Annotated in this window: 14 protein-coding genes; 7 read left to right on the plus strand and 7 right to left on the minus strand. The window is 64.5% G+C overall.

Going from position 1 to position 15,500, the window contains the following annotated elements:
* Positions 1–86: 86 nt before the first annotated feature.
* The 5 genes from CWR53_RS02470 to cbiE all read right to left on the minus strand — a co-directional run bounded on the left by CWR53_RS02470 (position 87) and on the right by cbiE (position 4,559).
* Positions 87–941, minus strand: a complete 855-nt coding sequence (locus CWR53_RS02470; RefSeq protein WP_058638228.1) for an SPFH domain-containing protein — start codon at positions 939–941, stop codon at positions 87–89.
* Positions 942–966: 25 nt separating this feature from the next.
* On the minus strand, positions 967–1,404 hold the full coding sequence (locus tag CWR53_RS02475) for an NfeD family protein (RefSeq protein ID WP_100850718.1): 438 nt from the start codon (positions 1,402–1,404) through the stop codon (positions 967–969).
* Between the two features lie 137 nt (positions 1,405–1,541).
* Positions 1,542–2,264, minus strand: a complete 723-nt coding sequence (locus CWR53_RS02480) for a cobalt-precorrin-6A reductase (RefSeq protein ID WP_100850719.1) — start codon at positions 2,262–2,264, stop codon at positions 1,542–1,544.
* A complete protein-coding gene (locus CWR53_RS02485) occupies positions 2,261–3,355 on the minus strand; it encodes a cobalt-precorrin-5B (C(1))-methyltransferase (protein ID WP_058603513.1) in 1,095 nt (364 codons plus the stop codon). The genes CWR53_RS02480 and CWR53_RS02485 overlap by 4 nt, the downstream gene beginning before the upstream one ends.
* Positions 3,348–4,559: a precorrin-6y C5,15-methyltransferase (decarboxylating) subunit CbiE gene (cbiE, locus tag CWR53_RS02490; protein WP_100850720.1), complete on the minus strand. Its 1,212-nt coding sequence runs from the start codon at positions 4,557–4,559 to the stop codon at positions 3,348–3,350. Before cbiE ends, CWR53_RS02485 begins: the two co-directional genes overlap by 8 nt.
* Before the next feature lie 157 nt (positions 4,560–4,716).
* Between cbiE and cobG the strand changes: the two genes are divergently transcribed.
* The 7 genes from cobG (at position 4,717) to CWR53_RS02525 (ending at position 11,257) form a co-directional block, all read left to right on the plus strand.
* Entirely contained in the window at positions 4,717–6,030 is a 1,314-nt protein-coding gene (cobG, locus tag CWR53_RS02495; protein ID WP_100850721.1) for a precorrin-3B synthase, read from the plus strand.
* Positions 6,023–6,649, plus strand: a complete 627-nt coding sequence (locus tag CWR53_RS02500) for a precorrin-8X methylmutase (RefSeq protein ID WP_027915280.1) — start codon at positions 6,023–6,025, stop codon at positions 6,647–6,649. Before cobG ends, CWR53_RS02500 begins: the two co-directional genes overlap by 8 nt.
* Positions 6,649–7,380 carry a precorrin-2 C(20)-methyltransferase gene (locus CWR53_RS02505; RefSeq protein WP_058603631.1) on the plus strand — a complete coding sequence of 244 codons (732 nt, stop codon included), beginning with the start codon at positions 6,649–6,651 and terminating at the stop codon, positions 7,378–7,380. The genes CWR53_RS02500 and CWR53_RS02505 overlap by 1 nt, the downstream gene beginning before the upstream one ends.
* Positions 7,368–9,065 (plus strand): precorrin-3B C(17)-methyltransferase, encoded by a 1,698-nt coding sequence (gene cobJ, locus CWR53_RS02510; RefSeq protein ID WP_100850722.1) that lies wholly within the window; start codon positions 7,368–7,370, stop codon positions 9,063–9,065. Before CWR53_RS02505 ends, cobJ begins: the two co-directional genes overlap by 13 nt.
* Positions 9,066–9,182: 117 nt before the next feature.
* The gene (locus CWR53_RS02515) at positions 9,183–9,866 is read left to right on the plus strand and encodes a hypothetical protein (protein ID WP_058603517.1); all 684 of its coding nucleotides are present in this window, start codon (positions 9,183–9,185) and stop codon (positions 9,864–9,866) included.
* Between the two features lie 55 nt (positions 9,867–9,921).
* Complete coding sequence (locus CWR53_RS02520) at positions 9,922–10,608, plus strand: hypothetical protein (RefSeq protein ID WP_058603518.1); 687 nt, start codon at positions 9,922–9,924, stop codon at positions 10,606–10,608.
* Positions 10,601–11,257: a hypothetical protein gene (locus CWR53_RS02525; RefSeq protein WP_100850723.1), complete on the plus strand. Its 657-nt coding sequence runs from the start codon at positions 10,601–10,603 to the stop codon at positions 11,255–11,257. Before CWR53_RS02520 ends, CWR53_RS02525 begins: the two co-directional genes overlap by 8 nt.
* An 8-nt stretch (positions 11,258–11,265) precedes the next feature.
* Here the strand turns inward: CWR53_RS02525 and CWR53_RS02530 are convergent, their stop codons facing one another.
* A complete protein-coding gene (locus tag CWR53_RS02530; protein WP_100850724.1) occupies positions 11,266–14,046 on the minus strand; it encodes a hybrid sensor histidine kinase/response regulator in 2,781 nt (926 codons plus the stop codon).
* A gap of 149 nt (positions 14,047–14,195) precedes the next feature.
* On the minus strand, positions 14,196–15,485 hold the full coding sequence (gene purD, locus CWR53_RS02535) for a phosphoribosylamine--glycine ligase (protein WP_058603521.1): 1,290 nt from the start codon (positions 15,483–15,485) through the stop codon (positions 14,196–14,198).
* Positions 15,486–15,500: the final 15 nt, after the last annotated feature.

Genomic DNA, 15,500 nt, shown 5'->3' on the forward strand with positions numbered 1-15,500 from the left:
AATTTGGCAGGGTGCGGTGACGTGACGCAGGTGGCGTGCCTGGCCGCTGGCTTCGCGATGCCCTGGCACCGCGAAGCCGTTCAGGTTCAGGCCTTGTTACGGCCCATCAGGCCGCGTACGGTTTCCTGCAGATCGGCCGGCAGTACCACCACCTTGGCGTTATTGCTGCTCGCCAGGTTTTCCATGGCCCCGACGTAGCGCTCACCGAGCAGGTACATGGCCGGGACGGTTTCGTTGCCGACTGCGTCCTTGACCAGCGAGATGGCCCGCGCCGAGGCTTCGGCCAGGCTGATCTGCGCCTCGGCATCCAGCCGGGCGGCCTGCAGGCGCGCTTCGGCTTCGAGTACTGCCGCCTGCTTGGCGCCTTCGGCACGGGTGACGTCGGCCTTGCGCTCCCGCTCGGCGGCCGCCTGGCGTTCCATGGCCAGTTGCATGTTCTGGGACGGCTTGATGTCCTGGATTTCCACCGAGCGCACGGTCACGCCCCAGTCCTCGGTCTGCTCGGACATGGCCTCGCGCAGGCGCGCCTTGATCTGTTCGCGGCTGGAGAGCGCTTCGTCAAGGTCCATGGCGCCGACGATGGCGCGCAGGGACGTCATGGTCAGGCTGGTGACGGCAAAGGCGTAGTCCTGCACGCCATAAGACGCCTTCTGCGGGTCAACGACCTTGGCAAAGCACAGGGCGTTGGCGACGATGACGGCGTTGTCGCGGGTGATGATTTCCTGTTCCTGCACATCGAGGATGATGTCCTTGGTCGGCAGGCGATAGGCAACCACGTCCATGTAGGGGATGACGACGTTGAGGCCAGGCTTGAGGGTGGTGTGGTAGCGGCCCAGGCGCTCGACGATCCATTCCTCACCCTGGGGGACGATGCGTACCCCCTTGAACACAGTGATCAGGACGAACAGGGCGATGGCGCCGACGACGATGAGGCTGGTCATGATGGCAAATTCCTTTTTTACGGATTCAGGCCCGGATGACGCGGGCGGTATTTCCTTCGACGGCGATCAGGCGTACCCGCTCGCCGGCCGGGATGGTGGTATCTGCAATGCAGGTCCACTCCTCGTTGCCCAGTACGGGCTTCTGAAAGCGCACCCGGCCTTTCTGGAACTCGGACACACCCGAAGTCAGCAAGCCGACCTCGCCGATCACGCTGGCGGCAGTCCAGCGCTCATCCGGCTGCTTACGGCGAAACACCTTGAACCACAGCAGGGTAGTCAGCGATGAGAGCGCCACCCAGAGCAGCCCTTGCATGGCCAGCTCCAGGCCTGGAAACGCCAGGCAGACCAAGGCCACCAGCACGGCACCAATGCCGAACCAGAGGATGAAGAACGTGGGCAAGACCAGTTCGAGCAACATCAGCGCGATGCCGAACACCAACCAGATCCACCATTGCAATTCCATATCAGGCACGTCTTCCGAGGGGGGCGCCCGAGTTTAAGGCAGGACTGCGACACGTGGCCACTTGCAGGCGCTCGGAAAATGCCCAAAGGGATGTAGGAGTTCAACCCCCCCCCTAGGCGCTATGCAAGGGGCTTTCGTCACATAGCGAACAAAGCCGCCACCAGTTCCGGCAGGGCATGGAACGTCCGATCGGCAATCGGCAATGTCGGTCGCTTGAGAATGAACACCGGCAGGCCTAGCTCGCGGGCTACTTCCAGCTTGGGTTCGGTGGCGACGCTGCCGCTGTTCTTGCTGATCAGAACGTCGATGCGCCGGTCGGTGAACAGCGCACGCTCCTGGTCCAGGTCGAAAGGCCCGCGGGCACCGATCACCTCGCAGCGCGCATTGCCAGGACAGGCTTGCAGGGCGCGCAATGTCCAGAACTGGCCATCCGGGATGGCGTCCAAGTGCTGCAGGGGTTCCCGGCCCAGGGTGAACAGCGGTCGGGCATAGGGCCCAATGCCCTGCATCAGCGCCGGCCAGTCTTCGACTTCGCGCCAGTCATCCCCCGCCTGTGCCTGCCAGGCCGGACGGTGCAGGGCCCAGCAAGGGATCCCGGCACGCTGCGCGGCGCTGGCCGCGTTGGCGCTGATACGGGCGGCGTAGGGATGGGTGGCATCGACCAGCAGCGTGATGCCGTTTTCACGCAGGTACTGGGCCAGCCCAGCGGCCCCCCCGAAGCCGCCCACGCGTACCTGGCACTGCAGGTCGTCGGGCACCCGGCCGATGCCGGCCAGGCTGTAGATGTGGTCCGGGCCCAGCAGGCGTGCGATGGCCAGCGCCTCGGTAATGCCGCCGAGCAGCAGAATGCGCGCCCTCATGGCTGGCCCGCTCGACCGACGATGCCGCCCTGGCGGTCGATGGCGACCACCTCGACGCTCACCTGCGCAGGCACGACGCTGCGGGCGAAGGCCAGGGCATGCTGGCACACGGCATCGCCCAACTGGACACCGGCGCTGTGGGCCAACGCCAGGGCCTGCTGGCTGGTGTTGGCGGCCACGATGGCAGCCTGAAGCGCCGGATCGGCCCCGCCTGCTGCGGCCCAGCCCGCCAATTGCGGCAGGTCGATGCTCGAATGACGGCTGTGCAGGTCCATGTGCCCGGCGGCTAGCTTGCTGATCTTGCCGAAGCCCCCGCACAGGGTCAGGCGGGGCACCGGCACCTTGCGCAGGTGCTTGAGCACCGCCCCAACGAAGTCGCCCATCTCGATCAGGGCGATTTCCGGCAGCCCGTAGACACGGCGCATGGTGTCCTCGCTGGCGTTGCCGGTGCACGCGGCAATGTGGGTGTAGCCGTTGGTGTGCGCCACGTCGATACCTTGATGAATGGAGGCAATGTAGGCTGCGCAGGAGAAGGGGCGCACGATACCGCTGGTGCCCAGGATCGATAGGCCGCCGAGGATGCCCAGGCGTGGGTTCATGGTCTTGAGCGCCAGGGCTTCACCGTCCCGCACGTTGAGGGTGACCTCGAACCCGCCGGTGTAGCCGCATTCGACGGCCAGGCCCTGCAGGTGGTCCGTGATCATACGCCGTGGCACCGGGTTGATGGCCGGTTCGCCCACGGCCAAGACCAGCCCAGGCCGGGTCACAGTGCCCACGCCTGTGCCTGCGACGAAGTGCACACCGGCCTGGGCACGCAGGCGCACCTGGCTGAACAGCAGTGCACCATGGGTCACGTCCGGGTCGTCGCCGGCGTCCTTGAGCGTGCCTGCTTCGGCGTAATCGTCGACCAGGCGGCAGAACTCCAGGCGCATCTGCACCACCTTGCCCTTGGGCAGGGTGATGCTCACTGCGTCGCTGTCTGCACCGGTGAGCAGCAGACGCGCTGCCGCCAGGCTGGTCGCGGTGGCGCAACTGCCAGTGGTCAGGCCACTGCGCAGCGGGGCGGCCTGTTCGCGGGTTTCTTCACGCATCGGCCGGCTTGACCACGTCGAGCAAGGTGATGGGCAGCGCCTGGCGCCAGGTATCGAACGCACCCAAGGGCTGGGCATGGGCAACATGAATGCGCGTCAGTTCGCCGCCGTGCTGCGCCTTGAAGTGGGCCAGGGCCAGTTCGCTTTGCACCGTCACGGCGTTGGCCACCAGCCGACCGCCTGGGCGCAGGCTGGACCAGCAATGCGCCAGTACCCCTGGACGGGTGACCCCGCCACCAATGAACACCGCATGCGGCGGTTCCAATCCTTCCAGTGCCATGGGGGCCTTGCCGCGCACCAGGTGCAGGCCAGGCACGCCCAAGGCATCGCGGTTGTACTCGATCAACCCCTGACGGCCCTCGTCGGCCTCGATGGCCACGGCGCGGCATGCCGGGTGTGCACGCATCCATTCGATGCCGATCGAGCCGCAGCCCGCGCCCACGTCCCAGAGCAGCTGCCCGGGCTCGGGGGCCAGCCGGCCCAGGGTGATGGCGCGCACATCGCGCTTGGTCAGTTGGCCGTCGTGCCGGTAGGCGTCATCGGGCAGGCCTGCCAGGCGGTGCAGGCGAGGCGCTTCGGGCGCTGCCACGCATTCGATGGCCACCAGGTTGAGCGCAGCCGTTTGCCCGTGCTGCCACGTGGATGCTTGCCCGTGCAACTGGCCCTGGGCCTCGCCCCCCAGGTGTTCGAAGACCCATAGGCGGCTGGGGCCGAAACCCCGTTCGCGTAACAACGCGGCAATGGCCGCCGGGCTGTCTCCATCGTTGCTCAGTACCAGCAGGCGCAGGCCGCCATGCAGGTGCGCGTTGAGCGCGGCCAGGGGCCTTGCCACCAGCGACACCACCTGCACGTCTTGCAGCGCCCACCCCAGGCGCGCAGCAGCCAGGGCGCACGAGGAGGGCATCGACAGCACCTGCATTTCGTCGGCAGGCACCTGGCGCGCCAGGCTGGCGCCCACCCCATAGAACATCGGGTCGCCACTGGCCAGCACGCACACAGGCGAGCCGCGCAGCGCCAGTACCGGCGCTAGCGAGAAAGGGCTCGGCCAGTGCAGCCGTTCGCCGGTCACGCAACGCGGCAGCAGGGCAAGCTGGCGAGGGCTGCCGAAAATCCGTGTCCCACTGAGCAGCGCTCGGCGAGCCTGTTTGCCCAGACCGCTGAAACCTTCTTCGCCGATGCCTACTACTGTGAGCCAGGGTGCCATTGATACCTCTAGAGTTCGTGCGTATGCAGCACGCCCAATTGTGCCTTTACCCGAAAGATGCTCGACCACCGGCTTTTCATGCGGGCGGCCAAAGCAGGCATAATACCGCGCCTTCTCCACTCAAGCGCAGTTTCACGGACTGCCGGACACCTCAGCGATGCCACCTCACGCTTCCTACAGTTCGCCTCGCCCCTCGGCTTGTCCGGGGTTGTGGCGTATCGTCAGCGCCCTGGATGGCGGCATTTGCCGGATCAAACTGCCGGGCGGGGTGTTGCTGGCCCAGCAGGCCGAGGCCGTCGCCAGCGCCGCCGAGCGCTTCGCAGGGCGGGTGATCGAGGCCACCAACCGGGGCAACCTGCAAATCCGTGGCGTCGGCCCTGATCACCAGGGCCTGGTGGCGGCGCTGCTTGCAGCTGGGCTGGGCCCGCGTGAAGTAGCCGGCGACGATGTTCGTAACCTGATGCTTAGCCCACTGGCCGGGCTTGACCCGGCGATGGTGCTGGACGTCCGGCCGCTGGGGGGGCAAATCCTCGACCTGCTCGAGGGCACGCCACGCTTTCACGCGTTATCGGCCAAGTTCGCCCTGCAGCTCGATGCCGGTGAACGCCTGGCCATGCTCGATCACCCGCACGACCTGTGGCTTTCGGTGCTTGAGCTTGAGCAGCAGCCCTGGCTCGCATTCGGCCTGGCCGGCAGCCTTGGGGAGAGTGACGTACTGGGTGCGGTGCCGTTCAGCCAGGGCTTGACCTTGGTACGCGCCGTGCTCGAACGTTTTCTGGACCTGGCCACCCCAACCCAGTCGCGCATGCGGCATGTGCTGCAGGCCTGCACGGCTGCCGATTTCATCGGTGGGCTTGGCGTGGCGTTGCGCCAAGACCCCGCCGTGCTGGGCTGGCGCCGGCCGGTTCGCCCAGTGACGTGGCTTGGGGCACTGGCTCAGCGGCGTGGGGCTGCGCTTGGCGTGGCACCGCCACTGGGGCGGCTCACCCCGGCCATGCTGCGTGAGGCAGCGCGTGTCGCGCGTGAACAGGGCGACAGCAGCCTGCGGTTGACCCCCTGGCAGAGCCTGGTGCTGCCCAACCTGGCGCCCGGCGCCATCGACCAGGCGCAGCGCAGCCTGATGACGGTCGGGCTGCTCTGCCACGCGGCCGAACCCTTGGCGCGCATCAGCGCCTGCACCGGCGCCAGCGGCTGTGCCAAGGCCTTGAGCGAGACGAAGGCCGACGCCGTGGCACTGGCCGCATTATTGGGGCCCGGAGCGCCTGCCAGCGTGCATCTTACTGGCTGCCCCCGGTCCTGTGCCCTGGCCCACACCGCCCCGGCCACACTGCTGGCCCGCGCGTCCGGGCGCTACGACCTTTACCAGCGTGACCCCCGCCTGCCGGGGTTCGGCGCCCTGCGCGCCACTGACATTACCTTGAATGAAGCAGGCGCCATGCTCGACCTGCCGACGGAGCACCTTGATGATTGACTACATCCGCGATGGTCAGGAGATCTATCGCAATTCCTTCCGGATCATTCGTGAGGAAGCCCGACTTGAGCGGATTCCCGCAGACCTCGAAAAGCTTGCGGTACGCGTGATCCATGCCTGCGGCATGGTCGATGCGATCGATGGTCTGCAATTCTCCGAGGGCGCCGGCCAGGCCGGCCGTCAGGCCCTGCTGCGTGGCGCGCCGATCCTGTGCGATGCGCACATGGTCGCCGAAGGCATCACCCGGGCACGACTGCCAGCGAACAACCCGGTCATCTGCACCTTGCGCGACCCGAGCGTACCGGACCTGGCCAAGGCCGCTGGCAATACCCGCTCCGCCGTTGCCCTGGAGCTGTGGCGCCCCCACCTGGAAGGCAGCGTAGTGGTGATCGGCAACGCGCCGACGGCGTTGTTCTACCTGCTGGAAATGCTCGACGCCGGTGCGCCGCGCCCAGCGCTCATCCTGGGGTTCCCCGTCGGCTTCGTTGGCGCTGCCGAATCCAAGGCCATGTTGGCGGCCGACAGCCGTGGCGTGCCCTTCGTGATCATGCAGGGACGGCTGGGCGGCAGCGCCATGGCCGCCGCGGCCGTGAACGCCCTGGCCACGGAGGTGGAATGATGGCCCCGCGCGGACGCCTGATTGGCCTTGGCGTAGGGCCGGGCGACCCTGAACTGATCACGCTCAAGGCCCTGCGCCTGCTGCGCGAGTCGCCGGTGGTCGGCTACTTTGTCGCCAAGGGCAAGCGCGGTAACGCATTCGGCATCATCGAAGCGCACCTGCAACCCGAGCAGACGCTACTACCGCTGGTCTATCCGGTGACTACCGAAGCCTTGCCCGCGCCCCTGTCCTACGAGCAGGTGATCAGCGACTTCTACGACGAAGCCAGCGTCCAGGTGGCCGAACACCTGGACGCAGGGCGTGACGTGGCGGTGATCTGCGAGGGTGACCCGTTCTTCTATGGCTCCTACATGTACCTGCACGACCGCCTGGCCCAGCGCTATGAAGCGCAGGTGATTCCTGGCGTGTGCTCCATGCTCGGTGGGGCCTCGGTGCTGGGTGCACCGCTGGTCTATCGCAACCAGAGCCTTTCGGTGCTCTCTGGCGTCTTGCCGGCCGAAGACCTCAAGCGCCGCCTGGCCGACGCCGATGCAGCCGTCATCATGAAACTGGGGCGCAATTTTCCCAAGGTGCGGCAGGTGCTCGGTGAGCTGGGCCTGCACGAGCGTGCGCTGTATGTGGAACGCGCCACCATGGCCAACCAGAAAATCGTACCGCTGGACCAGGTCGACCCGCAGTCCTCGCCTTACTTTTCGCTGATCATCGTGCCGGGGGAAAAATGGCAGGGCTGAACACGCAGGTGGCACCGGCCATCGTCATCCTGGGGCAAGGCAGTCTGACCACCGCCCGTTGCCTTCAGCAGATCTACGCCCAAGCCACAATTTACGGCCTGCAAGGGCGCGTCCAGGGGGCAGACCAGGATTACAGCACCTTTGGCGATCTGCTGCGCAGCCTTTACCAGCGTGGTACGCCGATCATCGCCTTGTGCGCCGCGGGGATCGTGATCCGCAGCCTGGCTAGCCTGTTGGGCGAGAAAGGCAGCGAGCCGCCTGTGCTTGCCGTGGCAGAAGACGGCAGCGCCGTGGTGCCCCTGCTCGGTGGCCTCAGTGGCGTCAACCAGATGGCACGCGACATCGCCGCTGCGCTGGATGTTTCAGCGGCCATCACCACCAGCGGCGAGTTGCGCTTTGGTACGTGCCTGCTCAATCCGCCTCAGGGTTACGCCTTGGCGGATCTGGAACAAGGCAAGCGTTTCGTGTCCGACCTGCTGGCCGGGGAGCCGGTTCGCATCGAGGGTCAAGCACCGTGGCTGGCGCAGGCTCAGTTGCCTGCAAGTGATGCCGCGCAGCGCACCATCCATGTGGGCCATTTGGAGCGCCCCGCCAGCCGAGACGAGCTGTTGATCCATCCCCGCTCCGTCGTGGTCGGTCTCGCCAGCGGCGATCTGCAGACGATTCGTGACGCGCTGCAGCAGGCCGGTATCGCGCAGGCATCGCTGGCCTGCGTGCTGGCCGATGAGCGGGCCATGGCGGACCCCCGTTTGCATGCCGCCGCGCAGGCGCTGGGTGTCGAATTGCGCTTTGCGGCAAGGCCCGACGATGTGGCTGGCATGGTGGGCGCTGCACTGCCCGATGCGCGGTTGCAGTGCCAGGGTGAGGTGGTCATCGCCGTGGCACCTGCGCCGGTCGAGGTGACTCAGGTTGGCCGTCGCCGTGGACGGCTGGCCGTCATCGGTCTGGGACCCGGTGCAGCGGAGTTGATGGTGCCAGCGGTCAAGGCTGAGCTGGCACGGGCCGAGGATGTGCTCGGCTACGAAACCTACGTACGAATGGCAGGCCCATTCCGGGACGATCAGGTGCTGCACTGCACCGACAACCGTGAGGAGATGCAGCGCGCCCGCCACGCATTCGAACTGGCCGCGGGGGGCCGTTCGGTGGTGGTGGTGTCATCGGGCGACCCAGGTGTATTCGCCATGGCCGCTGCGGTCCTTGAGGCGTTGCACGAGTCCACGAATCCTGACTGGCACGCTGTCGATCTGGAGATACTGCCTGGCGTATCGGCCTCGCTGGCAACGGCTGCACAGGCTGGCGCGCCGCTGGGGCATGACTTCTGTGTCATGTCGCTGTCGGACAATCTCAAACCCTGGTCGATCATCGAAAAACGGCTGGACCTCGCTGCCCAGGCCGATCTGGTGCTGGCCTTCTACAACCCGATTTCCAAAGCACGTCCTCACCAACTGGGGACCGCGCTGGACGTCGTGCGCCGGCACCGTGGTGCTGATACACCTGTAGTCCTTGGCCGTGACATTGGTAGGCCGGGGCAGACTTTGCGCGTCGTCTCTTTGGCCCAACTGGTGCCAGAAATGGTCGATATGCGCACCATGGTGCTGGTGGGCTCATCGACCACGTGCACCTTCGATCGCCCGGATGGCGGGCAGTGGGTCTACACGCCGCGGTGGTATGGCGCCAAGCCCTGAAGCACGGCAGTTCGATCCGAGGGGGGAAGCGTTTCGAGGCAGGATGAGCAGCGTCGAGCGGTTAGGTTCAAGGCCGAAGCCATCTGGTTTCGACCGGACCCAACTGGAGCCTTAGACATGACCACCAACAAAGAAAACCTTGAACTGCAAGTCCTGCCTGACATGAACCTGTTCGTGTTCCCCGACACCATGAGCGAGGCCAACCGCAACGCGGCCAAGGCCTGCCACTCCCTTGCTACCCAGGGTGCCAACAGGCAGCACCACCCGATCCAGGAAACCCAGGCCTGGTTCAACCAGTACGTGTTCCTGATGTCGAAGATGGGTTGGACACCCACGCGCGTTGATGTTCAGCGTATTACCCAGAGCGACAGGCACCTGGAGATCAGCAACCTGATTGGTAAAGGGCTGCAAGCTGCCTATGGCGCCTTTACGGGCGACGTGGCATCGGCGCTGGAAGGGTTGGGCAAGACGGTCGTTTCCGCACTGGCTGCCAGCACCAAGAATGTCGAATTGCTGGATCGCAAGTCCGTTGAGGATGACCGCAACAGCCTGAGCCTGAACAAGTGTGAGCAGACCGGTGCTGGCCAGGTCGCCATGATGGTGAGCGCAGTCCAGACCGATGCCAAGCCTGACAAGAAAGCCAACTACCTGTTGGCCAAATGGGAGAGTAGCGGCACCACCAACTACGCCTGCGGTGCCGTTCTGAACCTCGACCAGCGCCAGTACGAGAAAGTACGCGCCGTGGTTGAAACCAAGCTCGACGACAACGCCCTGGAAGTGTTGCTGGCCCTCGAAATCTAACCTGTCGGTGTGACTCACCGGGGCCTTGGCTTCGGTGAGCCTGGAGGGTGCATCAATGTCGAATAACTACAGCGTGTGGCGCAATGGCAATAGTCTGGTGCTCGTCGACAAGACCATCAGCGAGTCTTGCAGGCACGACATGCTCAATATCCAGCTGGCGGCCTACCTGGCCGCGTGTAATGGCGGTGACTCAGGGGCTGATGGTGACAGCTGGCTCAACGAATACATACGTGTGCAGAGCAGTTTCGGCTGCACGCTTGCCACGCTGCGGTCGCAAACCATACCCATGGTGCCGGTTGCGGCTTTCAGGCCTTGGGATTTGCTTTGCGACAGTCTTCTCCAGGCTACGCCTCACCGCCTTCGCGAAGCTGTCGCGCAGTGTCTGGCAGCCTGCGCGAGCAGTGAAACACGTGATAACCGGATGGGTGGGCGCTGTGATATTGGCGAACACCATGGCGACACTGGCCTGACCCATGCGCATGCCGAGGTTCGGCTGGTGCTGCCTGAGTATTCCATCATCAGCACTCAACTGAACCTGGGGAGTCGAGAGCCTCTTGATCCTGACTGGCTCTGGCAACCGTTCGACCCTCAGGCGGTGCAGGCGTGCTGGCAGTTCCAGGGGCAGTACTTGATCGATTTCAGGCGTATGAACCTCATCGGGCCGGGGCTGGCAAAAAAACTTCAGGGCAAGCTGGCCCATCATCGCAGCGAAATCAGCGCGCAGGAGCCGAACCATGACTAACATCGACGCATCATCTATCGCTGGCCAGCTGGTCCACAGCAGCGTGCTGGTTTTTCTGCCAGGCGTATGCCCGCAAGCACGTTCAGACATACTGTTGGCCAACGCCTTTGCGCAGCAGGTGGCATGGGGGGATTCGAAAGACGGTCTTGAACCTGACTGGTTCAGGAATTACTGGCGCAACCTCGCTGCCCTTGGCTTCGATGGCAAGCTGGCGCCAGTAGGGCGGCGGCCCGGGCCTGACCGAGGCAGCCTTGCTGCGCAGGCAGTCGAGCACATCAGTCAGGCGAGCTCTCCACGCCTGGCCGAAGCGGCCGACCAGGCGCTGGACGCCCTACGGCGTGATGACAGCGCGCTGAAACTGTTCAGCGCCCATTCGATCGTGGGCAATCAAGCGCGTGTCCAGTTGTTGCCCTGTGCTCAGCAGTCGAATGGTTTTATCGACATGGTGCTGCTGCACATGGATATTTCAATGAAGAAAAAAACCAGCGACTTCCTGTTCATGGGCGCGAGCAACGGGATCAGTGTGAAAGACCTGCGACTGGAAGTGATCCATTTCAATCTGCAAGGGTTTCGTGAGGATTATCGGCGCAGGGCAGAGGCCAGTGTTGCGCGAACGGCCGAGCGCGTCATCAGGGATCTGGTGCTCTAGTTGCGCGGCTAACTGCCGTCAGGGCCCATGCCCTGATCAGCATTGGCCGGCTGTTGGCTGGCCCAGTGTTGGATCAACTCTCGCAGTTGGGACAATTCGACGGGCTTGGCCATATGGCCGTCCATGCCGGCTTGCTTGGCGCGGTCCTTGTGCTCGGCAAGGATATGCGCGGTCAGTGCAACGACGGGTGTGCGCACGCGCTGGTTGGCGGCTTCCCATTCGCGCAGGCGCCTGGTTGCCGAGAAACCATCCAGAACCGGCATTTCGCAATCCATGAGCACCAGGTCATAGCGCTTGGCTTTCATGGCTTCCAGGGCTTCTTCGCCGTTTGAGGCAGTATCGGGCTGCAAGCTGAGCTTGCCGAGCATGCCGCGGATGACCTTGGTCGAAATGGTGTTGTCCTCCGCGACCAGCACGCTGAAATCTGGGGGCAGGTCGAGGGCCTGGGGCTGGCCTGGTGCAGCAGCCGGCAGCGTCTGCTCGCGGCCGCGTTGAGCCAGTTCTTCGGCCAGCGTGGTCTTGAGCGTGTAGCCAGCGACCGGTTTGGCCAGTATCCGCTTGATCCCGGCATTACGGGCGATGATCTTGCTGGGCGCGTTGCTGATACCGGTCAGCATGACCACCAGGATGTCGTGATTGAGGCTGGGGTCTTCCTTGATCTTGGCGGCCAGTTGCATGCCGGTCATGCCGGGCATGTTCTGGTCCAGGAGCACCGCGTCGAAGTAATCGCGAAGGTGAGCCTTGGTACGCAGCAAAGCCAAGGCTTCCTTGCCTGAAGGCACTGCGCTGACATTCATGCCCCAGGCGCTGCACTGTTGGACCAGTACCTTGCGGCACGTGTCGTTGTCGTCCACCACCAGTACCCGCGCGTCGCGCAGCGGCCCGTCCAGGTCGGCCGGAGGTTGCTCGAGGCAGGCTGGGTCCAGCGGCAAGGTCAGCCACAAGGTATTGCCGGTGCCGGTGCTGCTCTTGATGCCAAACTCCCCATGCATCAGGCCAATCAGCTGCTTGGCGATTACCAGCCCCAGGTGGCCGCCCAGCCGATTGCTGGACAGGAAGTGCCTGCTGTGCAGTTCCGCCTGCAGCAGCGCCTCGCGATCGGCTGCCGGCAAGGGGTCGCCGCTGTCCTGCACCGCGATGCGCAAGCGGGGCACCTCGCCGCGCTGGTCCAGTGCAACGACAAGCAGGATTTCCCCCTGGTCGGTGTTTTTCAGCGCGTTTTCCATCAGGCTCGACAGCGCCTGGCGCAAGCGGGTGGGATCGCCGCTGACCACACGGGGCACCTGGGGCTGGGTAAAGCTGATCAGCTCGATGTTCTGCTGCTCGGCCTTGGCCCGAAAGATGTTCAAGCAGTCTTCGATTAGCGCGTTGAGGTCGAACTGGACATCGTCGAGTTCGATCTGACGGGATTCGAGCTTGGAGATATCGAGTATCTCGTTGATCAACGTGAGCAGCTCGTTGCCCGCGCTGTGAATGGTCTGAACGTAATCGCGCTGTTTGACGGACAACGGCGTGCCCAGCAGCAGTTCGGTCATGCCCAGCACGCCGTTCATGGGGGTACGTATTTCGTGGCTGATCTTGGCCAGAAATTCGGCCTTGGCGTTGATTTCGGCGTCACTGGCTGCCAAGGCGCGGCTGACACTGAAGCGCTCCTCATTGATGCGTCGCAGCCGGTCGCTGACAGCCAGGTTCAATAGCAGCCCGCTCGCCACTGCCAGCCCCAACAGAATGCACAGCAACCAAGGCGTGGGGGTGCGTGTAAGTCCAAGCAGGGCAGGCAGCAGCACCAGCCCGCCAACGTTGAAGATGATCATCGCCAGACCGAACAAACGGGCGGGTGCGTAACCGCGGTACCAATGGTAGCTGCTGACCACCAGCATCGTGACACTGCCCAGTGCCATCAAGGCATAGGTCATGAGATTGAGCGGCAAGGTGTCGATGAACAGCAGCACGATCCCGCTCACGCCCACCAGCAGCATCTCGCCGCTCAACAGCCGGTTAAGGCGCGGCGAGTTGCGCGGCGCGAAGAAGTGCTGGGTGAAGTACAGCCCTGCCAGCCCCGCCAGGACCAGCGTAAGGTACGCCGCTGGCGTCTGGGCGCTGTACCACACATGCCACCATGGGCCGCTGAGGTTCAGCAGGATCAGGCCGCTGAGCAACATCAAGCCATGGTAGAACGCCAGGATCAGGGCAGTGCTCGAGCGGCTGTAGATGAAGCGAATCAGGTTATGCAGGATCAGCATCACCAGGCCACCGAACAGCATGCCGAACAGCAACGGCTGGGTCTGATTGGCGGCGGCGCGCGCAGCGGGCTCAAGGCTGATGGCCGGGCGCAGCTGGTGTTCCGATACCAGGCGCAGGTAGATATCCAGGCTTTGCTTGCTGTTGGGCAACGGCAGCACGTGGTCGCTGCCGCGCAATGTGGGGTTGGCACTGCCGGTTTGGCGGCCGTGATGCAGGTGGCGTATCAGCTTGTCGCCTTGCAGGGCGTATAGGTCCAGACCAGAAAGATCAGGCGCGAAGACGCGCAGCAGTTGTTCCTGCTCACCGGGCTCTAGTCGGTAATGCAGCCACAGGGCCTGGTCGGGGGGCGCCGCATCGAGTTCTGCCAGCTCCAGCGGGCTGAACTGGTTGCGATAACGGTCCGAGCGCACGTCGCTCAGTTGCAGGTTGCCTTGTTCATCGAGCAGCAGGGCCCAGCCACTGTCATGCTCCGCCATCGCAGGGAACATGCAGATCAGGGTCAGCAAGCTGACGATCAACGCTGAGGCAATCCGGAGCCGGCGCACTACGAAATCCCTTCTTGGCCCATGTGCGGGGTGCTAACTATGCGCGGCGTTTCGAGTTGAAGGCAAGGCCCGCGGGCACGCCAACGAGCCGGTTGCCGTGCGCCCGGCTGCACAGGTCCGGGCGCCTCGACAGTGCAGCGATAAAGCGGTTATTGCTCGCCACGTTCCCGGGCAATGGCCCGGTAGCCGATGTCGGTCCGGTAGAAGCTGCCGTCCCAGGTGATCTGCTCGGCCAGGCGATACGCTTGCTGCTGAGCGGATTCGACGGTCTCACCCATGGCCGTGGCGCACAGCACGCGCCCCCCAGCGGTAACCACGTCACCGTCCTTCAAGGCAGTGCCCGCATGGAATACCTTGCCTTCGATTTTTGCGGCCGCCTCCAGGCCTGAAATGGCTGCGCCCTTGGCGTAGTCACCAGGGTAGCCGCCTGCAGCCAGCACCACACCCAGACTAGGGCGTGGGTCCCACTGCGCCTCGACCTTGTCCAGGGCCTTGGCAAAAGCTGCTTCGATGAGCAGCACCAGGCTCGACTCCAGGCGCAGCATGATCGGCTGGGTTTCCGGGTCGCCGAAGCGGCAGTTGAATTCGATGACCTTGGGGTTGCCCGCCTTGTCGATCATCAGGCCTGCATACAGGAAGCCGGTGTAGACATTGCCTTCTTCAGCCATGCCGCGCACGGTCGGCCAGATCACCTGATCCATGACCCGCTGGTGCACCTGGTCAGTAACTACAGGGGCAGGGGAGTAGGCACCCATGCCGCCCGTGTTCGGGCCGCTGTCCTTGTTGCCGACGCGCTTGTGGTCCTGGCTGGTGGCCATGGGCAGCACGTTGTGGCCGTCGACCATGACGATGAAGCTGGCTTCTTCGCCATCGAGAAATTCCTCGATGACCACGCGCGAGCCCGCTTCACCAAAGGCATTGCCCGCGAGCATGTCTCGCACGGCGGCTTCGGCTTCTGCCAAGGTCATGGCGACGATCACGCCCTTGCCAGCGGCCAGGCCATCGGCCTTGATCACGATCGGCGCGCCTTTTTCCTGCAGGTACGCCAGGGCCGGTTCGATCTCGGTGAAGTTCTGGTAGTCGGCCGTCGGGATCTTGTGGCGGGCCAGGAAGTCCTTGGTGAACGCCTTGGAACCTTCCAGTTGGGCAGCGCCCTGGGTCGGGCCGAAGCAGTCCAGGCCACGGCTGCGGAACAGGTCGACCACACCGATGACCAGTGGCGCTTCCGGGCCGACGATGGTCAGGTCGACGTTCTTCTCGGCAAAGTCAGCCAGTTGCTCCAGGGCGCAAACGTCGATGGCGACGTTCTCGCACTTGGCCTCGATGGCGGTGCCAGCGTTGCCTGGAGCCACGAAGACTTTTTCGACGCGTGGGTCCTGGGCGACTTTCCAGGCCAGGGCGTGCTCACGGCCGCCGCTGCCGATGATCAAAACTTTCATGTCAAAACCTCTAGA

The sequence above is a fragment of the Pseudomonas sp. SGAir0191 genome (assembly GCF_002812565.2).
Taxonomy (GTDB): domain Bacteria; phylum Pseudomonadota; class Gammaproteobacteria; order Pseudomonadales; family Pseudomonadaceae; genus Aquipseudomonas; species Aquipseudomonas parafulva_B.

Coding starts and splice junctions, on each gene's coding strand:
- CWR53_RS02470 (WP_058638228.1), bottom strand. CDS start 941: ATGACCAGCCTCATCGTCGTCGGCGCCATCGCCCTGTTCGTCCTGATC.
- CWR53_RS02475 (WP_100850718.1), bottom strand. CDS start 1,404: ATGGAATTGCAATGGTGGATCTGGTTGGTGTTCGGCATCGCGCTGATG.
- CWR53_RS02480 (WP_100850719.1), bottom strand. CDS start 2,264: ATGAGGGCGCGCATTCTGCTGCTCGGCGGCATTACCGAGGCGCTGGCC.
- CWR53_RS02485 (WP_058603513.1), bottom strand. CDS start 3,355: ATGCGTGAAGAAACCCGCGAACAGGCCGCCCCGCTGCGCAGTGGCCTG.
- cbiE (WP_100850720.1), bottom strand. CDS start 4,559: ATGGCACCCTGGCTCACAGTAGTAGGCATCGGCGAAGAAGGTTTCAGC.
- cobG (WP_100850721.1), top strand. CDS start 4,717: ATGCCACCTCACGCTTCCTACAGTTCGCCTCGCCCCTCGGCTTGTCCG.
- CWR53_RS02500 (WP_027915280.1), top strand. CDS start 6,023: ATGATTGACTACATCCGCGATGGTCAGGAGATCTATCGCAATTCCTTC.
- CWR53_RS02505 (WP_058603631.1), top strand. CDS start 6,649: ATGGCCCCGCGCGGACGCCTGATTGGCCTTGGCGTAGGGCCGGGCGAC.
- cobJ (WP_100850722.1), top strand. CDS start 7,368: ATGGCAGGGCTGAACACGCAGGTGGCACCGGCCATCGTCATCCTGGGG.
- CWR53_RS02515 (WP_058603517.1), top strand. CDS start 9,183: ATGACCACCAACAAAGAAAACCTTGAACTGCAAGTCCTGCCTGACATG.
- CWR53_RS02520 (WP_058603518.1), top strand. CDS start 9,922: ATGTCGAATAACTACAGCGTGTGGCGCAATGGCAATAGTCTGGTGCTC.
- CWR53_RS02525 (WP_100850723.1), top strand. CDS start 10,601: ATGACTAACATCGACGCATCATCTATCGCTGGCCAGCTGGTCCACAGC.
- purD (WP_058603521.1), bottom strand. CDS start 15,485: ATGAAAGTTTTGATCATCGGCAGCGGCGGCCGTGAGCACGCCCTGGCC.